The organism is Pseudomonas sp. Seg1 (assembly GCF_018326005.1).
Taxonomy (GTDB): Bacteria; Pseudomonadota; Gammaproteobacteria; order Pseudomonadales; family Pseudomonadaceae; genus Aquipseudomonas.
This window is the reverse complement of the sequence record NZ_AP021903.1, coordinates 425,851-444,543: the sequence shown is the minus strand read 5'-3', so window position 1 is coordinate 444,543 and position 18,693 is coordinate 425,851. Positions and strand designations below refer to the sequence as shown.

The window sequence follows — 18,693 nt, the reverse complement described above, 5'->3', positions numbered from 1 at the left end:
ACCGCTCTCCTACAGACTTGATTCAACGCCGTGACGCACGACGCGTTTGTCCAGATCACCACCGAGCCAATAAGCCAGATCCGCCGGACGATCGATGTGCCAGGCAACAAAATCCGCGACCTTGCCGACTTCCAGCGAACCGTGGGTATCAGCCATGCCCAGCGCTTGCGCGGCGTGAATCGTCGCACCGGCCAAGGCTTCTTCCGGGGTCATGCGGAAACAGGTGCAGGCCATGTTCAACATCAGCCGTAACGACAGCGCCGGCGAGGTGCCGGGGTTGAGGTCGCTGGCGATGGCGATCTTCACTTTGTGTTTGCGCAGGGCGTCCATCGGCGGGAGTTGGGTTTCACGCAGAAAGTAGAACGCCCCCGGCAGCAACACCGCGACGGTGTCGGATTCGGCCATGGCGATGGCGTCGGCCTCATCCATGAACTCCAGGTGATCGGCGGACAGCGCCTTGTAGCGTGCGGCGAGGCTGGAGCCATGCAGCGATGACAGTTGTTCGGCGTGCAGCTTCACCGGCAGACCGAGTTTCTGTGCAGCGATAAACACACGTTCGACCTGATCCGGCGAGAACGCCAGATATTCGCAGAACGCATCCACCGCATCGACCAGCCCTTCGGCGGCCAATGCCGGCAGCATCTCGGTGCAGATCAGATCGATGTAATCGTCAGCGCGATCCTTGTATTCCGGTGGCAACGCGTGAGCGGCCAGACAGGTGCTGCGCACGCTGATCGGCAGCTCTTTTTCCAAGCGACGAATCACTCGGAGGATCTTGCGTTCGTTGGCCAGATCGAGGCCGTAGCCGGACTTCATTTCGACTGTGGTCACGCCGTCGCGCATCAGGCTTTTCAGACGCTTGGCGGCGCTGGCGAACAGCTCGTCTTCAGTCGCTTCGCGAGTCGCGCGCACGGTGCTGGCGATGCCGCCACCCTGCGCGGCGATCTCGGCATAGCTGACGCCTTGCAGGCGCTTTTCGAATTCGCCGCTGCGGTTGCCGCCGAACACCGTATGGGTGTGGCAGTCGATCAGACCGGGGGTGACCCACGCACCTTGCAGGTCATTGACCGCCGGGTATTCGCCGGAGGGCAATTGATCGCGCGGGCCGATCCACTCGATGAGCGCACCGGACGTCACGATGGCCGCATCCTCGATGATCGAATAGACGCCTTGCGCCATGGTTGCGACGTGGCAGTGTTGCCAGAGGGTTTTCACTGTTGGCCTCCGTTTGGATTGATGATCGTTCCCACGCTCTGCGTGGGAATGCAGCCCGTGACGCTCCGCGTCACTGGACGCGGAGCGTCCCTTGAGGCATGCCCACGCAGAGCGTGGGAACGATCAGTGGGTAGGGTTAAAGGCTAGGCAGCAATTTCGCCGGAACCAGCTCGGTCAGGCACCGCGAAGCCAACAACTCAGTCGCCGCATTGATGTCCGGCGCAAAGAAGCGGTCCTTCTCGTAGAACGGCACTTCCTTACGCAGAATCGCCCGGGCTTTCTCCAGCTTGGCCGAGGTTTTCAGACCATTACGCAGATCCAGCCCCTGCACCGCCGCCAACCATTCCACCGCGAGAATCCCGCGGGTGTTCTCTGCCATTTCCCACAGACGCTTGCCTGCCGCCGGGGCCATCGACACGTGGTCTTCCTGGTTGGCCGAAGTCGGCAAACTGTCCACCGAATGTGGATGGGACAGCGCCTTGTTCTCGCTGGCCAGTGCTGCCGCAGTCACCTGGGCAATCATGAAGCCAGAATTCACGCCGCCATTGGCCACCAGGAACGGCGGCAGTTGCGACATGTGTTTGTCCATCATCAGCGAGATACGACGCTCACTCAGCGAGCCGATTTCGGCGATGGCCAAGGCCATGTTGTCAGCCGCCATGGCCACCGGTTCGGCGTGGAAGTTACCGCCGGAAATCACATCGCCTTCGGCGGCAAACACCAACGGGTTATCCGATACGGCGTTGGCTTCAACGGCCAGCACTTCGGCAGCCTGGCGGAACTGGGTCAGGCACGCGCCCATGACTTGTGGCTGACAGCGCAGCGAGTACGGATCCTGAACCTTTTCGCAGTTCTGGTGCGAGTCGGAGACTTCGCTGCGCTCGCCGAGCAGATCGCGGTAGGCAGCGGCAGCATCGATCTGGCCTTTCTGGCCGCGAGCCGCGTGGATCCGCGCATCGAACGGCGAACGCGAACCCAGCACCGCTTCGACCGTCAGACCGCCCAGCGCAATCGCGCCGGCAAACAGATCTTCGCCCTCAAACAAACCACGCAGCGCAAATGCCGTGGAAACCTGCGTGCCGTTGAGCAGCGCCAGGCCTTCTTTCGCGGCCAGTGTCAGCGGAGTCAGGCCAGCCACTTTCAGCGCTTCAGTGGCTTCCATCCACTCGCCCTTGTAACGCGCCTTGCCCTCGCCCAGCAGTACCAGCGACATGTGCGCCAGCGGCGCGAGGTCGCCCGACGCACCCACCGAACCTTTCAGTGGAATGTGCGGATAAACCTCGGCATTGATCAGCGCGATCAGCGCGTCGATCACCACGCGACGGATGCCGGAGAAACCACGGCTGAGGCTGATGACCTTGAGCACCATGATCAGCCGCACCAGGTCATCACTGATCGGTTGGCCAACGCCGGCGGCGTGGGACAACACCAGCGAGCGCTGGAGGTTTTCCAGGTCTTCACTGGCGATGCGGGTCGAGGCCAGCAGACCGAAACCGGTGTTGATGCCGTAGGCGGTGCGGTTCTCGGCGAGGATCTGTTCAACGCAAGCGACGCTGGCCTCGATCTGCGCGGAGGCGCTGTTGTCGAGGCTCAGCTTGACCGGGTTCTGATAAACGTCACGCAGTTGGGCCAGGCTCAGTTGGCCGGGGATCAGGTTCAGCGCAGTCATTTAAATGCTCCTTTTGAGAGTTTGTTATTAACTACCAGTCGCTCCGGAGCATTCCGTTATCCGTCGCCTCTCGCCTTCTGAGCGATCCGCGCCTTGGCACGCTGGTATGGGTATTGTCAGTGCAGATTCGGTAATACGTTGTGCAGCGAATTCGGGTTTTTCAGAACGCTTGCGGCGGCGGCGATATCCGGCGCCAGCCAGCGATCCTGATCGTAGGCCGGGACCGTTTCGCGCAGCAGTCGCCACGCCCGGTCAGTGCCCGCGCCGAAGCGTTGCTCCTTGAGGAATTCAAACGCCTGTGCCGCCAGCAGATATTCGATGGCGAGGATCTGCGTGCAGTTTTCCAATGCGCGATGCAGCTTCAGCGCGGCGTTGGTGCCCATGCTCAGATGGTCTTCCTGAAGGCCTGAGGTGATGTAGTTGTCGAGCACCGCCGGTTGCGCCAATTGGCGGTTTTCCGCACACAGCGACGCGGCGACGTATTGCACGATCATCATCCCCGAGTTAACCCCCGGATTGGCCACCAGAAACGCCGGCAGACCGCTGACGTGCGGGTTCACCAAGCGATCGAGACGACGCTCGGCAATCGAGCCGATTTCGGCCATGGCAATCGCCAGCAAGTCCGCCGCCATCGCCACCGATTGCCCGTGCGGATTGGCTTGGGACATGACGCGGAAATTGTCCGGCGAGCCCAGCAACAGCGGGTTGTCGGTGCAGCCGTTGAGTTCGGCTTCGACTTGTTTGATCGCATGTTCCAGTTGATCGCGTGCAGCGCCGTGCACCTGCGGGATCGAGCGAATGCTCAGCGCATCCTGAGTGCGAATGCCTTTGCTCGAAGCAATCACTTCACTGCCATCGAGCAGCGCACGCAGGTTGACGCCGACGTGCTGCATGCCCGGGTGTGGTTTCAGGGCGATGATCTCGGCATCGAACGCGTCGATCTGACCGCGCTGGGCCTCAAAGCTCATGGCACCAATCACGTCGGCCCATTGCACCAGTCGCGTGGCGTCGGCAATTGCCAGACAACTGAGGCCGGTCATGCATGGTGTACCGTTGACCAGGCACAAACCGTCCTTCGCACCGAGTTGCACCGGTTGCAGACCTTCTTCGGCCAACGCCTGTTGCGCGGAGGTGATCTGCCCGCGATAGCTGACATTGCCGACACCGAGCAGCGTAATGCCGATGTGCGCCATGTGGGTCAGGTAACCCACCGAACCTTGCGACGGCACTTGCGGGGTGATGCCGCGATTGAGCAGCGCCAGCAACGCTTCGACGACACGCCGATGAATACCGGACTTGCCATGGCTGTAGTTGTGGATCGCCGCGCAGATGATGGCCCGGGTCTGCTCGTCGGGCAGTACCGGGCCAACGCCGCAGGCGTGGCTGAGCAGTGTGTTGCGCGAGAGCTGGCTGAGTTGTTCGTCTTGCAGCGAGACGTTGGACAAGCCGCCAAGACCGGTGTTGACGCCATAGGCGCGCTCGCCGCTTTCGACGATGCGCTGAACGATGCCTTGGGCGTTTTCGATGCGCGCCCAGGTTTCGCTCGACAGCTCAAGTTGTGCACCGTGACGGGCGACGGCGACCACGTCCTGCCAACGCAGGTGGCCGCCGGTGATGATGATTTTTTCAGCCTGGGACATCTAAAACCTCAACCGTAATATTGATGCAGCTTCACTGGCCCCATCGCTGGCAAGCCAGCTCCCACAGGATCTCCAGTGTTCACACAATCTCTGTAGGAATCGGGCCTGCCAGCCCTCAGGGTTCACACAATCCCTGTGGGAGCTGGCTTGCCAGCGATGGGGCCAGTCAGTGCAATGCATTATTCAGATCAAACCACCGCAGCACGCCGCTGCACGAACCGGTCGACATACTCATCCGCCGGCGAATGCAGGATCTCTCGCGGCGTCCCCACCTGAATCAGCCGCCCATCCTTGAGAATCGCAATGCGATTGCCGATACGCACCGCCTCATCAAGGTCGTGGGTGATGAAGACGATGGTCTTGTGCAGAGTCTTTTGCAGCTCCAGCAACTGATCCTGCATCTCGGCGCGGATCAGCGGATCCAGCGCACTGAACGCTTCGTCCATCAGGATGATGTCGGTGTCCGCCGCCAAGGCGCGGGCCAGGCCGACACGCTGACGCATGCCGCCGGAGAGCTGGTGCGGGTATTTGTTTTCGTAGCCTTTAAGGCCCACGGTGTTGATCCAGTGCAGCGCACGCTCCGAGCACATTTGCTTGCTCTCGCCGCGCACCTTCAGGCCGTAGGCAACGTTGTCGAGTACGGTCTTGTGCGGCAGCAGGCCGAAGCTCTGGAACACCATGCTGATCTTGTGCCGGCGAAATTCGCGCAGGGCTTCCATGTCGTATTGCAGGATGTCCACACCGTCGACCAGAATCGCGCCGCTGGTCGGGTCGATCAGACGATTGAAGTGGCGCACCAGCGTCGATTTGCCGGAGCCGGACAAGCCCATGATCACGAAGATTTCACCGGTGCCGATGCTCAGTGACAGGTCGTTGACGCCGACCACACAACCGGTTTCGCTCAGCACCTGATCCTTGGTCTTGCCTTGGCCAACCATGGCCAGAGCGTCCTTGGCGCGGTTGCCGAAAATCTTGAAGACGTTTTTGACTTCGATCTTGCTCACGGTTGTGTTGCTCATTTGCTCACCTCATGCCGTGGCCGACCGTACGCCTGAGTAATGCGGTCGATGACCACTGCGAGAATCACGATCGCCAGACCGGCCTCAAGACCGCGTCCGACGTTGAGGGTCTGAATGCCCACCAACACATCTTCACCCAGGCCACGGGCACCGATCATCGAGGCAATCACCACCATCGACAGGGCCATCATGGTGGTCTGGTTGATCCCGGCCATGATGCTCGGCAGGGCCAGCGGCAGTTGCACGCCAAACAGTTGCTGCCAGCGATTGGCGCCGAACGCATTGATCGCTTCCATGACTTCGCCGTCGACCTGGCGAATGCCCAGATCGGTCAGGCGGATCAGCGGCGGTGCGGCGTAGATCACCGTGGCGAAAATCGCCGGCACCTTGCCCAGGCCGAACAGCATCAGCACCGGAATCAGGTACACGAAACTTGGCATGGTCTGCATGATGTCGAGCAGCGGCATCAGCACCGAACGCAGGCGATTGCTGCGCGCCGAGAGAATCCCCAGCGGGATGCCGATCAGCACCGAAATGATCGTCGCGACCATCATCAGCGCCAGGGTCTGCATGAGTTTGTCCCACAGGCCGACAGCGCCAACGAGGAACAGCAGACCGACGATGACAGCGGTGGTCACCACTTTGCGCGTGGCATGCCAGGCGACGACACCGACAATCGCCAGCATCAGCCACCACGGCGCGGCGCGCAGCAGGCCCTCGAGATTGACGATGGCCCAGAGCAGGGTGTCGGAGATGTGGCGGAACACATCACCGTAGTTGGTCACCAGCGAATCGACCCAACCGTTGACCCAGTCGGCGATGGAAAAGGTAAAGCTTTCGGGAAACATAAGAGACTCTCAATCAAGGGGTTGCGATCAAGCGTCCGACTGCTGTTGCCAGCAGTCGGCAAAACTCAACCTACAAGGCCGCGTCGATTTTCCTGGCTGCGTCGTCGCTCACCCATGCGTGCCAGACCTCAGGATGTTCCTTGAGGAAGATTTTCGCCAGTTTTGGCGACTCGATACGTTCCTTCGCCATGCGTCCCAGGTTCTGGTTCAACAGGTCGATCGGCAGGTTGACCTTTTCCAGCACGGCCACCAGTTCCGGGGCTTCGTCGTGGAAGGTCTTGGACAGGCCGACCTTGATGCTCACGGTCTTGTCGACGCCGGGTTTCTCTTCGAGTTTGACCAGATCAACCTGGCCCATCAGCGGGGTTGGCGACCAGTAGTAGAACAGGATCGGCTCGCCACGCTTGTAGCTCGACAGCACCGCCGCATCGAGTGCCGGGCCGGTGCCCGGACGGAAGTTGGTGTAGCTGTTTTCGAGGCCGTAGCTCTTGAGCATTTCGCTGTTGTCCAGCTCACAGGTCCAGCCGGCCGGGCAGTTGTAGAAACGGCCTTTCGATGGCTCTTCGGCGTCCTTGAACACGGCGGCGTATTTGCCCAGATCAGCGATGTTTTTCAGGTCTGGCGCTTTCGGCTCAAGCTTGCGCTTGGCGTCGCCCTCGATCACGTAGCGCGGCACGTACCAGCCTTCCACCGCGCCCACCACTGGCGCGCCGACACCGACGACTTTGCCGGCCTTCTCGGCCTTGTTCCAGACCTCGCTGCGGCCGACCCACTCTTCGGCGAACACTTGAATATCGTTGCTGCTCAGGGCGTTCTCCATGGTGATGGAGTTGCCCGGCAGGCTGTCGGTCTTGCAGTCGTAACCTTTCTCCAGCACCACTTGCAGGACGTCGGTCAGCAGCATGCCGCTTTCCCAGTTCAGACCGGCGAATTTCACCGGTTTGCCGGACTCGCACCAACCGGCGGCCTGAGTGGCACCGGCACTGGCGAGCAGGCCCATGGAAAGCAAAGTGGTCAGCAGGGTCTTGTTCGATTTCATTGTCGTGACGCTCCTAATCATGAATTGGGCTTACGGCAGTCAAGAGGCATCCAGCCCTGTCCACGTCCAATCAGGCCTGCGCCGCTACGCGACTGGCCCCGCTTTTTTCAGGTTGTGCATGGCTGCTCTGCTCGACCGGCAGAATCAGCTGATCAGGTACAGCGCTGTGCCATTTTTTGGCGCACACGTAATACACGGCGGCAGGCAACACCAGACCGATGATCCAGGAGATATCCACATCACCCAGCGCCGCCACCAGCGGACCGGTGTAGAACTTGGTGGAGATGAACGGCAGCTGCACCAGAACGCCGAACACATAGACGCTGATCCCGAGCATGTTCCAGCGTCCGTAGCGACCGTCAGGATTGGCCAGCGCCGGTACGTCATAGCGCTCACGGGTGATGCAGTAGTAGTCGACCAGGTTGATCGCGCTCCAAGGCGTGAAGAAGGCGAGCAGGAACAGGATGAAAGACTTGAACGCACCGAGGAACGAGTGCTGGCCGAGCAAGGCGATCAGGGTTGCAGCGCCGACGATGAACAGCACGAACACCAGACGCTGCAAACGCGAGACCTGCAGGTGGCCACGGAAGCCGCTGATGATGGTCGCGATGCACATGAAACTGCCGTAGGAGTTCAGCGTCGAGATGGTCACTTTGCCGAACGCGATGCTGAAGTACAGCAACGCAGCGGTGGCACCGGTGCCGCCCAGACCGACGATGTAGGCCACTTCGTGACCGGCGAATTGACCGTTGGCGGAAGCTGCGGCGAACACACCGAGGATCATCGCCACTTGCGCACCGACCACAGAACCGGCACCGGCGGCGAAGAAGGTTTTTACCGCCGAGGTATTACTCGGCAGGTATCGCGAGTAGTCAGCCACGTAAGGGCCGAACGCGATCTGCCAGGAAGCGGCGAGCGACACCGCCAGCAGGAAGCTGCTCCAGCTGAAGTGACGGATTTGCAGGAGTGCGCCCACGTCAACCTGACTGATCAGCCGGCTGAACAGATAAACGAAGGCGATCACGCCAATGACACTGGCGACACGGCCGATCCAGTGGATCACCCGATAACCGAGCACCGTGACCACCACAATGACACTGGCGAAAAGCAGGATGCCGACGGTATCGCTGACGCCAAACAACTGGCCCAGCGCCTGACCGGACAATACCGTGCCGGTGGCAGTGAAACCGAGGTACATCAGGCACACCAACACAATCGGGATGGCGGCGCCATACACGCCGAACTGTACGCGGCTGGAAATCATCTGCGGCAGACCGAGCTTCGGCCCTTGCGCCGCATGCAGCGCCATCACCCCGCCGCCGAGCAGTTGACCGATCAACAGACCGATCAACGACCAGAACACATCACCGCCCAGCACCACGGCCAGGGCCCCGGTGACAATCGCGGTGATTTGCAGGTTGGCACCCATCCACAGGGTGAACTGGCTAAACAGACGACCGTGTCTTTCCGCTTCCGGGATGTAGTCGATCGAACGCCTTTCGATCAACGGTTTGTTGCCTGCACGATCGGTGTTAACAGCCATGATTCAACCTCTGTGGATTGTTTAATTGTTCTCTCGGGCTACTGAAACCTTGTGGGAGCTGGCTTGCCAGCGATGACGTCGGCACTTTCAACATCAATGCCAGTAGTGCCACCGCTTTCGCTGGCAAGCCAGCTCCCACAGGATCTTTATTTACCGGTAATCATCGGCAGGTTCAGACCCTGCTCCTTGGCGCAGTCGATGGCGATCTGGTAACCGGCATCGGCGTGACGCATGACACCGGTGGCCGGGTCGTTGTGCAGTACGCGGGCGATTCGCTCGGCCGCTTCGTCGGTACCGTCGCAGACAATCACCATGCCCGAGTGCTGCGAGAAGCCCATGCCGACGCCGCCGCCGTGGTGCAGGGAAACCCAGGTCGCGCCGCTCGCGGTGTTGAGCAGAGCATTGAGCAATGGCCAGTCGGACACGGCGTCGGAACCGTCCTGCATCGATTCGGTTTCGCGGTTCGGGCTGGATACCGAACCGGAGTCGAGGTGGTCGCGACCGATCACGATCGGTGCCGACAGCTCGCCGCTGCGGACCATCTCGTTGAAGGCCAGACCGAGCTTGGCGCGCAGACCCAGACCCACCCAGCAGATACGTGCCGGCAGACCCTGGAAGCTGATGCGCTCGCGGGCCATGTCCAGCCAGTTGTGCAGGTGCGCGTCGTCCGGGATCAGTTCTTTGACCTTGGCGTCGGTTTTGTAGATGTCTTGCGGATCGCCCGACAGCGCCGCCCAGCGGAACGGGCCGATGCCACGGCAGAACAGCGGACGGATATAGGCCGGTACGAAGCCCGGGAAGTCGAACGCGTTTTCGACGCCCTCTTCCTGCGCCATCTGACGGATGTTGTTGCCGTAGTCGAAGGTCGGAATGCCTTGCTTCTGGAATTCCAGCATGGCTTTGACGTGCACCGCCATCGACTGCTTGGCGGCTTTGATCACAGCGGCCGGCTCGGTCTTGGCGCGAGCGCGGTACTCGTCCCAGGTCCAGCCGGCCGGCAGGTAGCCGTTGAGTGGATCGTGGGCGCTGGTCTGGTCGGTGACCATGTCCGGGCGTACGCCGCGCTTGACCAGTTCCGGGAGAATTTCAGCGGCGTTACCCAGCAGCGCGATGGAGATGGCTTTGCCTTCTTTGGTGTACTTGTCGATGCGCGCCAGGGCGTCGTCGAGGTCTTTGGCTTGCTCGTCGACATAACGGCTTTTCAGGCGGAAATCGATGCTCACTTGCTGGCATTCGATGTTCAGCGAGCAAGCGCCGGCCAGGGTGGCGGCCAGTGGTTGAGCGCCGCCCATGCCACCGAGACCTGCGGTCAGGACCCACTTGCCGGTGAGGTTGTCGTTGTAGTGCTGGCGCCCGGCTTCAACGAAGGTTTCGTAGGTGCCTTGAACGATGCCCTGGCTGCCGATATAGATCCAGCTGCCGGCGGTCATCTGGCCGTACATGGCCAAGCCTTTGGCGTCGAGTTCGTTGAAATGCTCCCAGCTCGCCCAGTGCGGTACGAGGTTGGAGTTGGCGATCAGTACGCGCGGGGCGTTGCTGTGGGTCTTGAACACGCCGACCGGTTTGCCGGATTGCACCAGCAGGGTCTCGTCGTCGTTCAGGTTGGTCAGGCTCTCGACGATCTTGTCGTAGCACTCCCAGTTACGCGCAGCGCGACCGATACCACCGTAGACCACCAATTCTTTCGGGTTCTCGGCGACTTCCGGATCGAGGTTGTTCATCAGCATGCGCAGCGGCGCTTCGGTCAGCCAGCTCTTGGCGGTCAGCTTGTTGCCGCGTGCGGCGCGGATTTCTACGTCACGATGCTTTGTAAATGTAGTAGCAGTGGTCATCTTGTTGTCAGTCACGAAAAAGACTCCTCAGCGATCAATTCAAACCAACCCTGGCAGTGGGCAAGCAGCCTGTGCGCTTCAATGCGCGACAAGCGAATCAGTGGACGCTGCGGACTTATACGCATACGTCTTTACTTGTACATACAAGCATATGCAATCAAGCGGCCAACTTGCTGGAGGAGTGTTCAAGAAAAATCGTGGATGAGGCTGAAGAGCGCCTGAAACAAGGGTTCGGGCGTGGATGAAATTTTTCGCGAGGGGATTTTGTGGAAGGCTGATGGTTGTTACGTGGGCGCGGTTTTGCTCCACGCTGGGGCGTTCGGTAACAAGTTGGTGCACCGAAGAAACAAGAAGTGTGAATGCACTTGTGGCGAGGGGATTTATCCCCGATGGGCTGCGCAGCAGCCCCTGCTTTCTAAACAAAAACAGGGCCGCTTCGCGCCCCATCGGGGATAAATCCCCTCACCACAAGTGTTTTATATGAGCAGGGAGATCAGCGCGTAGTCAGTTCGATCACGCAGCAACCGCCATTGACCGCAACCTCAACCAGCCCGGTGTTACCGTCCAGTTGCAGGCAATCATGCCGTCCAAGCTGTGCGGTCTTTTCACCGACCGCCACTTCCAGCAACTCACTGACACTGAACACCAGCACCGTCCCCGCCGAACTGAAAAACCGCTGCTCGCCATCCAGCCACTGCAACCGCGCGCGGTAACGCTGCGGCGCGTAGATCAGGTTGAAGTCGCGGATCGCGCCACCGAGCAGTGTGCAGGACACCTGACTTTCGCCGCTGAAAGCAAACGGGTCGAGCGGTAACAATGGCCGAGTATCGTCACCGTCCACACACAGGGTCATGCCGTCGCCCTGCAACACGGTGATCACCCGCTGGTATCCGGCGAAGGTTGAAAAACCGCCCGACTCGGCGATGTCGGCAATCGACAGCCGCCAGCCAAAACCATCCAGACCGGCACCCGCGTCACGGGTGATTTCCTCGGTGCTGCCGCCGCCGTTTTTCCACGGCATGCGCGGATAACCTTCAGCGCGTAAAACCTTCACTTCACTGCTCATTTATGAAAGCGTCCTTCCAGACGATGACGAGAACCCGGGTGAATCAATCGTGCGGCGGTAACCGGCTGACGCCCCGACCACGTGCGACGACGGATCAGCAGGCACGGCTCGCCCTTCTCGATCTGCAGCAACTTGCACTCGGACGGTTCGGCAAGAATCGCCTCGACCACGTGCTCGCCTTCGGTCAGTGGCGCGACCTGATTCAAGTAGGCATAAGGGGTTTGCAGGGTGAAGTCCTGCTTGAGGTATTCCGGGGCGACCAGCGCGTTGACGAAGCGGTCTTCGATTTGCACCGGAATGTCGTTTTCGTAATGCACGATCAGCGAATGGAAGACCTTCTGTCCTTCGCGCATGTCCAGCGCCAGCGCACGTTCGGAACCGGCGGCCTCTTCTTCGAGGGTGATCACCTGGCAGGTGTGGCGATGGCCACGGGAGGCGATTTCGTCGGCTATGTTGTGCACTTCGAACAGCGCGGACTGGCTCTTCGGCTCGGCAACGAAAGTGCCGACGCCCTGCATGCGCACCAGCAGTCCGTCGGCGGTCATTTCGCGCAACGCGCGGTTGATGGTCATGCGGCTGAAGCCGAGCTGATTGACCAGCTCGCTTTCCGACGGCACGCGGTAGTGCGGCGGCCAGTTACCGCTGTCGATCTGCTGGGTGATCATCTGTTTGACGCGCGCGTACAAGGGCGCCGGACTGTCGCCCATGTTCGCGGCCAACGGGGAAACTGGAGGCGGAGTCGGCACGGTTGATCCTTGTTCGTCGGTAGAGGTTGCTAGCTTGCCGGAGTTTACCGGGCAGGCAAACGTCTGTATATGTATATACAAATAACACACGATGGGGTGCTGAACCATGTCCGCCTTCTTTGCCGAACGCGCGCTGCTGCCTAACGGATGGGCCAACAATGTACGTCTTGAGGTCAGCGCCGATGGCCTGCTGACCCGAATCCAGGCCGATTCCACCGCAGATGGCGCCGAACGGCTGAGCGGTCCGTTGCTGCCGGGGATGCCCAATCTGCACTCCCATGCCTTCCAGCGCGCAATGGCCGGGTTGGCCGAAGTGGCCGGCAACCCCAACGACAGTTTCTGGACGTGGCGCGATCTGATGTATCGGCTCGTCGGAAAAATCAGTCCGGATCAACTCGGCGTCATTGCCCGTCAGCTGTACATCGAAATGCTCAAGGCCGGTTACACCTCGGTCGCCGAATTCCATTACGTGCACCACGACAGCAACGGTCAGCCGTATGCGGACCCGGCTGAACTGGCGTTGCGCATCAGTCAGGCGGCCAGTGAAAGCGGCATCGGTCTGACCCTGCTGCCGGTGCTCTACAGCCACGCAGGCTTCGGCGGTCAGACACCCAACGATGGCCAGCGCCGCTTTATCAACAGCAGCGAAAACTACTTGAATCTGCAATCACGCTTGCAGCCGCTGCTGGCTCAGCAAAAGGCGCAATCATTGGGTCTGTGCTTCCACTCGCTGCGCGCGGTCACACCTCAGCAGATCAGCGAAGTATTGGCCGCCAGCGACAAGCAATGCCCGGTGCACATCCACATCGCCGAACAGCAAAAGGAAGTCGACGACTGCCTGAGCTGGAGTGGCCGGCGCCCGCTGCAATGGCTCTATGAAAACGCCGAAGTCGATCAGCGCTGGTGCCTGGTCCACGCCACTCATGCCAACCCGGAAGAAGTCACGCTGATGGCCAAGAGTCGCGCCATCGCCGGTCTGTGCCTGACTACCGAAGCGAACCTGGGCGACGGGATTTTCCCGGCGGTGGATTTCCTCGCTCAAGGCGGACGCATGGGTATCGGTTCCGACAGCCATGTGTCGCTCAGTGTCGTCGAGGAGTTGCGCTGGTTGGAATACGGTCAGCGTCTGCGCGATCAGCGGCGTAACCGTTTGTATGGCGCGGATCAACCGATGGTTGGCCGTACGCTGTATGACGCAGCGCTGGACGGTGGCGCTCAGGCATTGGGGCAGCCAATTGGTGCGCTGGAAGTCGGCAAGCGTGCGGACTGGATTGTGCTCGATGGCAACGATCCATATCTGGCGACCGCCAGTGGTGACGGGATTTTGAATCGCTGGTTGTTTGCTGGCGGGGACCGTCAGGTGCGCGATGTGCTGGTCAACGGCCAGTGGGTGGTGCGTGACGGGCGGCATGCTGGCGAAGAGGAAAGTGCACGCGCGTTCACCCAGGTTCTGCGCGACCTTTTAGGCTGACACAAGAACCTGGCTGATCGTTCCCATGCTCTGCGTGGGAATGCAGCCCGGGACGCTCTGCGTCTCAAAAGCGGACGCAGAGCGTCCATTGAGACACTCCCACGCGGAGCGTGGGAGCGATCAAGCATTGGTTTTGCAGTGTTCTTTAATTCGAGGTCTTGGCCATCTGCCGATCCGACGCTCGCCAGATCAGTCGCGTGGTGTCGTAACCCTGTTGCCGCGCCTTGCTCAGCAGCTCTTCACGCACCACACCGTTGACGGTCGGCGTACGTGACAGCAACCACAAGTACTTGCGACTCGGATCGCCGACGATGGCGGTCTTGTAGTCGTCGCTGACGTACAACACCCAGTATTCGCCCTTCGCCACACCCGGAATCAACCGCGAGAACCAGGTATCGAACTCGACCCACAACTTGTCGGTCTTGCCCGGCACCTGTGGATAAGCCGTGCCCTTGACCTCTTCCCACTGCCAGTCCGCGGTCATGCAGCGGTTGAACACCGCGACGTTGCCATCGGGCTTGAGGGTGTAACGGGCTTCGGATTGCGCGCAATTGCGCTGGAAATACATCGGCAGACGCGCCAGCTCATACCAGGTGCCCTGATAACGCTTGAGATTGACGCTGTTGACGGTCTTCGGCGCCAACGGATCCACGCCGGAAGTGGCGCAGCCGGCCAGTACCAGGCCAGCAAAAAGGATAAGCAATAACCGCTTCATTTTTCTTCTCCGTGGGCGCGAAGCCCCGGTTTACTTCAGGCCTTGGCCGGAAAACATCAGCACTTTGTCACCGGCGTACTGCACGCTGATAAAGCTGTTCTTGTCGCCCCAGGTGCAACTGGACATGCCGAGCGCGCCCGAACAATCGGTTGGTTTACCGAGCAACGTTTCCACTTCGGCCTTGGCCATGCCGGCAGACAGTTTCGAGTAGTTTTCCTGGTTGACCTTGCTGCATGCGGCCAACAGCACGCAAAACGACAGCAGGGCGAGGGATCGCAGCGACATGGTGTAACTCCTGGAACGAGGGGGGATGGCATGGTGCCAACCAGAAGCTTAGAAGAGAAAACCCTCTTCTGGTTCCCTCGACCGAGGGCTATTTATCTCGCCACTCGTCCGGCATTTGTCGCTAAATCAGACACTTTGTAGGGCTATTGAGCATTTCGTCGCATTTCGCAAAAGACGCCTAATCTTTGGCGCGCCGCAGTCGAAATAAGAGCAGCGCAAAGCCCCCGAGTGTGGCAAATTGCCGCCCTTTCTTGACCAGCCCCTTCGCGGTAGTTCATTCGATGACCAGAAACATGAAATTCAGCCACAAGATCTTGTTGGCTGCCGCCCTCGTGGTGGCCGTTGCGTTCGCCTGTTTCATTTTCTTCAACGACTATCGACAGCGCGAAGCTTTGGGCAGCAGCACCGAAGCGTCGATGCAGGAACTGGGCAGCCTGACCACCAGCAACATCCAGACCTGGCTGGAAAGCCGCATTCAGTTGCTGCAGTCGCTGTCGCAACAAGTGGCCGTCGACGGCAACGCTCCCGCCAGCCTGAAACGCATCATCGACCTGCCCGCCTACACCGGCAATTTCCAGCTGAGCTACTTCGGCGGTGCTGACGGCGTAATGTTCTCGGTCCCTGCCGGCAACCGCGCACCTGACTATGACCCCCGCGCCCGTGGCTGGTACAAAGCGGCCAACAGCGCGCAACAGACCATCGTCACCGAACCGTACATTGCCGCCTCGTCGGGCAAACTGGTGATCACCGTCGCCACCCCGGTACAACGCCTGGGTCAGATGATTGGTGTCGCCGGTGCCGACATCGACCTGACCAGTGTCAGCGCGATCATCAACTCGCTGAACTTCGGCGGCCATGGCCACGCGTTCATCGTCAGTGCCGACGGCAAAATCCTGATTCACCCGGACAGCAAACTGGTGCTCAAGACCCTCGCCGAGGCCTACCCCAACGGCGCGCCGAAAGTCAGCCCGGGCCTGAAAGAAGTCGAGTTCGACGGCAAGACCCAACTGATCTCGTTCACCCGCGTCAACGGCGTACCGTCGGCCGACTGGTACGTGGCGCTGGTGCTGGACAAGGACACCGCGTTCTCGATGCTCAGCGAATTCCGTACCTCGGCGCTGATCGCCATGGTCATTGCCGTGGTGATCATCATCGCCCTGCTCGGCATGCTGATCCGCGTGCTGATGCAGCCGCTGCTGACCATGGGCCGTGCGATGCACGACATCGCCGAAGGTGAAGGCGACCTGACCAAGCGTCTGGTGATCCATGGCAACGATGAGTTCGGCGCGCTGGGCACGTCCTTCAACCGTTTCGTCGAGCGTATCCACACCTCGATCCGCGAAGTGGCCTCGGCCACCGGCCAAGTCAACGAAGTCGCCCTGCGCGTGGTCGCCGCCTCGAACTCGTCGATGTACAACTCCGACCAGCAAGCGACACGCACCAACAGCGTCGCGGCGGCGATCAACCAGCTCGGCGCCGCCGCCCAGGAAATCGCCCAGAACGCCGCGCTCGCCTCGCAACACTCCAGCGATGCGCGCAGCCTCGCGGTCGACGGCCAGCAGGTTGTGGATAAAACCATCCAGGCCATGCAGCAGCTGTCGGCGAAGATCAGCGATTCGTGCGGCAACATCGAAACCTTGAACAGCAACACGGTGAACATCGGTCAGATTCTGGAAGTGATCACCAGCATCTCGCAGCAGACCAACCTGTTGGCACTGAACGCCGCCATCGAAGCCGCCCGTGCCGGTGAGGCTGGCCGTGGTTTTGCGGTGGTTGCCGACGAAGTCCGCAACCTCGCGCACCGCACTCAGGATTCGGCGCAGCAAGTGCAGAAGATGATCGAAGAGCTGCAAGTCGGCGCCCGTCAGGCCGTGAGCATAATGACCGAGAGCCAGCGCGAGAGCGAAAGCAGCGTCGGCATCGCCAATCAGGCCGGCGAACGTCTGGGCAGCGTGACCCAGCGCATCGGCGAAATCGACGGGATGAACCAGTCGGTGGCCACCGCGACTGAAGAGCAGACGGCGGTGGTCGAGTCGATTAACGTGGACATCAACGAGATCAACACGCTGAATCAGGAAGGTGTGGAGAACTTGCAGGCGACGTTGCGGGCTTGTTCGGATCTTGAGCAGCAGGCGGCGCGGCTGAAGCAGTTGGTGGGTAGCTTCCGCATTTAAGGCGCGGCCACTGGCCCTATCGCTGGCAAGCCAGCTCCCACATTGTTTTTTGGGGAAACACAAATTGTGTAAACACCGAAGATCCCTGTGGGAGCGGGCTTGCCCGCGAAAGCGGCATTAGTGACGAAAGAGTTTTGAATTGAAACACGCTGGTCAGCTCACACTGACGGTGGACTGAATTAAGACTAAACTCAGTCCTGTTCAATTTGGCGGGATTCAATCATGAAGCTTTCATCGCAAATCAAACCGATCAGTTACCTGAAAAGCCACACGGCCGAAATAGTCAAATCAATCACAGAAAGCCGCGAGCCGCTGGTAATCACCCAAAATGGTGAAGCCAAGCTAGTGGTCATGGATGTGAAAAGCTTTGAAGAGCAAGAAGGCACAATGGCCCTGCTTAAACTTTTAGCGATGGGTAATCGGGAGATCGAAGAAGGCAAGTTCAGTGATGCTGAAGATGTCTTTACCGAACTGGATAAGGCCGATCATCAATGAGTTTAAAGGTCGTTATTCTTCAGTCCGCACAAACAGATCTCAAAGAACTTCGCAGCTACCTCGTCAGACAGTTCTCAAGCCAAATTTGGCAAAGCACTTATGCCGATCTCAGGGCTGCGATTCTTGGCCTCGCAGATCTGCCTTATTCAGGCTCAATCCCCGAAGAAATCGAGAAGCTCAATCTCGGCCAATACCGCCAGATTGTGTTGGGGATGAACCGGGTTATTTATGAGGTGCGAGAAAAAACGGTTTTCATCCATATCATTGTCGACACACGAAAAAGCCTGCCGGCGCTGTTGATGAAACGGCTTCTACGAGGCAATCCTTGATTTAGAACCTTGACCCAGGCTCAGAAAGAAACACCAACTCCTCAGCCGTAGACTCCCTTCCCAACACCGCATTGCGATGCGGAAACCTGCCAAAACTGGCGATCACTTTCTGATGCCGCTCGGCATAATCCAGGTTATCGGCAAACACCGCCCGCTCCCCTTCCGGCTGTTCAGCCACCAGATCGATAAACCGCGAAACCGCTTCGTTCTGCACCGCGAGGTTCTCGCAGTGCTCAAACACCAGATAAATGAATACGCGTTGTATCGGCTTCAACTGCCGATCAAAGTCCGCCGCAATGCCTTGCGCGACAAGCTTCTGCGCGCGCAGATCGCCGGAGAAGGCTTTGGGGGTGTCGCGAAAGATCATTCGCGGCAGTTGATCGAGCAGCAGCACCAGCGCCAGCCAACCTTCGGGACGTTGCGTCCACTCGGTCAATCCGCCGGCCAGGGCCTGATCGACAAAGACCCCGAAACGCTCACGCGCTTCGAGGTCTTGACTGTCTTTCTTGCCAAACCACAACCCGCCCTTGTCAGCCGAAATGTCGTCCGGTGATTCGGCGTGTCCGAACCACCAATCGAGCAACGGCTGCCAGGGCGCGGTCATGGT

17 protein-coding genes and 1 pseudogene are annotated in these 18,693 nt (G+C 59.9%); 5 read left to right on the top strand and 13 right to left on the bottom strand.

Going from position 1 to position 18,693, the window contains the following annotated elements; translation table 11 throughout:
- Positions 1-9 precede the first annotated feature (9 nt).
- From hutI to hutC, 10 genes are all read right to left on the bottom strand, one after another.
- Positions 10-1,215 carry an imidazolonepropionase gene (gene hutI, locus KI231_RS01905; RefSeq protein WP_213027281.1) on the bottom strand — a complete coding sequence of 402 codons (1,206 nt, stop codon included), beginning with the start codon at positions 1,213-1,215 and terminating at the stop codon, positions 10-12.
- 136 nt (positions 1,216-1,351) lie between these two features.
- Positions 1,352-2,884 carry a histidine ammonia-lyase gene (gene hutH / locus KI231_RS01900; RefSeq protein ID WP_213027280.1) on the bottom strand — a complete coding sequence of 511 codons (1,533 nt, stop codon included), beginning with the start codon at positions 2,882-2,884 and terminating at the stop codon, positions 1,352-1,354.
- Between the two features lie 116 nt (positions 2,885-3,000).
- Entirely contained in the window at positions 3,001-4,524 is a 1,524-nt protein-coding gene (gene hutH / locus KI231_RS01895) for a histidine ammonia-lyase (protein ID WP_213027279.1), read from the bottom strand.
- 188 nt (positions 4,525-4,712) lie between these two features.
- On the bottom strand, positions 4,713-5,543 hold the full coding sequence (locus KI231_RS01890) for a quaternary amine ABC transporter ATP-binding protein (RefSeq protein WP_213027278.1): 831 nt from the start codon (positions 5,541-5,543) through the stop codon (positions 4,713-4,715).
- A complete protein-coding gene (locus KI231_RS01885) occupies positions 5,540-6,391 on the bottom strand; it encodes an ABC transporter permease (protein ID WP_007949591.1) in 852 nt (283 codons plus the stop codon). The genes KI231_RS01890 and KI231_RS01885 overlap by 4 nt, the downstream gene beginning before the upstream one ends.
- A 70-nt stretch (positions 6,392-6,461) precedes the next feature.
- Positions 6,462-7,430 carry an ABC transporter substrate-binding protein gene (locus tag KI231_RS01880; protein ID WP_213027277.1) on the bottom strand — a complete coding sequence of 323 codons (969 nt, stop codon included), beginning with the start codon at positions 7,428-7,430 and terminating at the stop codon, positions 6,462-6,464.
- 70 nt (positions 7,431-7,500) lie between these two features.
- Positions 7,501-8,973, bottom strand: coding sequence for a purine-cytosine permease family protein (locus KI231_RS01875; RefSeq protein WP_103304221.1), 1,473 nt, complete (start codon positions 8,971-8,973; stop codon positions 7,501-7,503).
- 146 nt (positions 8,974-9,119) lie between these two features.
- A complete protein-coding gene (gene hutU / locus KI231_RS01870) occupies positions 9,120-10,805 on the bottom strand; it encodes a urocanate hydratase (RefSeq protein WP_103304239.1) in 1,686 nt (561 codons plus the stop codon).
- A gap of 493 nt (positions 10,806-11,298) precedes the next feature.
- Positions 11,299-11,871 carry a HutD/Ves family protein gene (locus KI231_RS01865; RefSeq protein ID WP_213027276.1) on the bottom strand — a complete coding sequence of 191 codons (573 nt, stop codon included), beginning with the start codon at positions 11,869-11,871 and terminating at the stop codon, positions 11,299-11,301.
- Complete coding sequence (gene hutC, locus KI231_RS01860; RefSeq protein ID WP_163013658.1) at positions 11,868-12,578, bottom strand: histidine utilization transcriptional repressor HutC; 711 nt, start codon at positions 12,576-12,578, stop codon at positions 11,868-11,870. The genes KI231_RS01865 and hutC overlap by 4 nt, the downstream gene beginning before the upstream one ends.
- A 145-nt stretch (positions 12,579-12,723) precedes the next feature.
- Between hutC and KI231_RS01855 the strand changes: the two genes are divergently transcribed.
- Complete coding sequence (locus KI231_RS01855; RefSeq protein WP_213027275.1) at positions 12,724-14,088, top strand: formimidoylglutamate deiminase; 1,365 nt, start codon at positions 12,724-12,726, stop codon at positions 14,086-14,088.
- Between the two features lie 145 nt (positions 14,089-14,233).
- On the opposite strand, the gene KI231_RS01850 is transcribed toward KI231_RS01855, so the two are convergent.
- Together KI231_RS01850 and KI231_RS01845 are read right to left on the bottom strand one after the other, a co-directional pair.
- Positions 14,234-14,803 (bottom strand): lipocalin family protein, encoded by a 570-nt coding sequence (locus KI231_RS01850; RefSeq protein ID WP_103304218.1) that lies wholly within the window; start codon positions 14,801-14,803, stop codon positions 14,234-14,236.
- A 30-nt stretch (positions 14,804-14,833) separates the two neighbouring features.
- Complete coding sequence (locus KI231_RS01845) at positions 14,834-15,088, bottom strand: lipoprotein (RefSeq protein WP_034152995.1); 255 nt, start codon at positions 15,086-15,088, stop codon at positions 14,834-14,836.
- A gap of 281 nt (positions 15,089-15,369) precedes the next feature.
- Between KI231_RS01845 and KI231_RS30230 the strand changes: the two are divergent.
- The 4 genes and pseudogenes from KI231_RS30230 to KI231_RS01830 all read left to right on the top strand — a co-directional run.
- Positions 15,370-16,404 (top strand): annotated as a pseudogene (locus KI231_RS30230) (HAMP domain-containing protein); the annotation flags it as partial.
- 93 nt (positions 16,405-16,497) lie between these two features.
- Positions 16,498-17,262: a methyl-accepting chemotaxis protein gene (locus KI231_RS30225; protein WP_371850962.1), complete on the top strand. Its 765-nt coding sequence runs from the start codon at positions 16,498-16,500 to the stop codon at positions 17,260-17,262.
- A 222-nt stretch (positions 17,263-17,484) separates the two neighbouring features.
- Positions 17,485-17,757 carry a type II toxin-antitoxin system Phd/YefM family antitoxin gene (locus KI231_RS01835; protein WP_095190102.1) on the top strand — a complete coding sequence of 91 codons (273 nt, stop codon included), beginning with the start codon at positions 17,485-17,487 and terminating at the stop codon, positions 17,755-17,757.
- Entirely contained in the window at positions 17,754-18,086 is a 333-nt protein-coding gene (locus KI231_RS01830; RefSeq protein WP_213027273.1) for a type II toxin-antitoxin system RelE/ParE family toxin, read from the top strand. The genes KI231_RS01835 and KI231_RS01830 overlap by 4 nt, the downstream gene beginning before the upstream one ends.
- A 1-nt stretch (position 18,087) precedes the next feature.
- On the opposite strand, the gene KI231_RS01825 is transcribed toward KI231_RS01830, so the two are convergent.
- Entirely contained in the window at positions 18,088-18,690 is a 603-nt protein-coding gene (locus KI231_RS01825; RefSeq protein ID WP_213027272.1) for a DUF924 family protein, read from the bottom strand.
- Between the last annotated feature and the right edge of the window lie 3 nt (positions 18,691-18,693).